Source organism: Mesorhizobium sp. B1-1-5, from assembly GCF_006443065.1.
Taxonomy (GTDB): Bacteria; Pseudomonadota; Alphaproteobacteria; order Rhizobiales; family Rhizobiaceae; genus Mesorhizobium.
In genome coordinates this window covers 1-1230 of sequence record NZ_VFWS01000490.1, presented here as the reverse complement: position 1 = coordinate 1230, position 1230 = coordinate 1, and the positions used below count along the sequence as shown (strand labels likewise).

The window sequence follows — 1230 nt, the reverse complement described above, 5'->3', positions numbered from 1 at the left end:
GCCGGACCGTGACCGTGTCGTGCTTTCAGCCGGCCATGGCTCGAAGCTGCAATACGCGCTGCATTATCTGCTCGGCTATGAAGACATGCCGATCGAGGAGTTGCAGCGGTTTCGGCAATTGGGCAGCCGCACGGCCGGACATCCCGAATATGGCCACGCGCTTGGTGTCGAGACCACCACCGGCCCGCTCGGACAAGGCATTTCCACGGCGGTCTGCATGGCGTTGTCAGAGCGCATGCTTGCTGCCCGATACGGTGCCGATCTGGTCAACCATCATACCTATGTGATTGCAGGCGACGGCTGCCTGCAGGAAGGCATCAGCCACGAGGCGATCGACCTCGCCGGCCACCTGAAGCTTTCCCGCCTGATCGTCTTCTGGGACGACAATGCGATCTCCATTGACGGGCCAACCTCCCTGTCCACGTCGATGGACCAGCCGGCGCGCTTCAAAGCCGCCGGCTGGGATGTCCAAACGGTCTCCGGCCACGACATGGAAGCCGTCGCCGTGGCTATCGAGGCGGCGCGGCAGTCAGATCGACCGTCGCTGATTGCCTGCCGCACAATGATCGGCAAGGGCGCCCCCAACCTCGGCGGCTCGGAGAAGACGCATGGCGCGCCGCTGGGCGAGGCAGAGATCGCCGCGACCCGCGAGAACATCGGCTGGACCTTCGCGCCGTTCGAGGTGCCGGACGACGTGCTTTTCGCCTGGCGCGAACGAGATGACGTCCCCTGCCCTGATCTCCTGGATGAGGCCGCCCCAGGTCTGGGCGAGGCCGGCGCCCGACGTGACGTACAGCGTCTGGCCAAGCGGATGCGTGTGCCAGTGGGTCCGCGCGCCCGGCTCGAAGCTGACCAATGTCGCCCGCAGCCGTGCCGGAGCCTCCCTCTCGATGATCGGCGTCTGCAGCACCCGGCCGGTGAAGTACTTTTCCGGCGCGATGACGGTCGGCGTGCTGCCGCAAGCAATGATCTTCATCGTTCGATCCCTGGAACTGGTGGCGATGCGGGCGGCGGCGCCGCCGCTCTTCTTTCGAGACCCTAGTTTCGGCCGATATGGCCGTCGACGCAACCGGTCTGTTCGGCTTGCAAGTCAGCGGCAACCGCACCGCGCGCTCGGCCCCTGAGGCTACCTATTTTCCTTGCCCTGCCGGCAAACAAGTGGGACGATACCTTTGGGCCGGCCTGTTCGACCGTCGCGGGCGGGCTTGTCTTCAACCGGCCCAAAGGTAT

Annotated in this window: 2 pseudogenes; one reads left to right on the top strand and one right to left on the bottom strand. The window is 65.3% G+C overall.

The annotated features are described in order from the left end of the window. Positions 1–715 (top strand): annotated as a pseudogene (locus FJ980_RS32625) (thiamine pyrophosphate-dependent enzyme); the annotation flags it as partial. On the opposite strand, the pseudogene FJ980_RS32620 reads toward FJ980_RS32625, so the two are convergent. Next, positions 695–976, bottom strand: a pseudogene (locus FJ980_RS32620) (cupin domain-containing protein); the annotation flags it as partial. The pseudogenes FJ980_RS32625 and FJ980_RS32620 sit on opposite strands and share 21 nt — an antisense overlap. Positions 977–1230: the final 254 nt, after the last annotated feature.